General features: G+C 44.9%; 1 pseudogene. It reads right to left on the reverse strand.

What is annotated here, in order from left to right:
* Nucleotides 1-236, reverse strand: a pseudogene (locus tag KVT27_RS26160) (extracellular solute-binding protein); the annotation flags it as partial.

Raw genomic sequence — 236 nt, forward strand, 5'->3', positions numbered from 1 at the left:
ATAAGCCCCAATATATACGCCCGCTTTACCTTGGTTCACCAATACAGTTCGGTCTTTGACCACCGGGAAGTCACTGTTAAACAATTTGTCTTTGAACATTTGCTGCAGCAGCTTCATCGTATCCATATAAGCCTTCGACATGAAATCCGGCGACATTTTACCATCTTTGTATTCCCATGTATTCGGAGCCCCCATCATGGCAAGGAGGTGATAAATTTGCGCGGTGCTGGAATCAA

Source organism: Lysinibacillus sp. GbtcB16, from assembly GCF_019091145.1.
GTDB lineage: Bacteria > Bacillota > Bacilli > Bacillales_A > Planococcaceae > Lysinibacillus > Lysinibacillus fusiformis.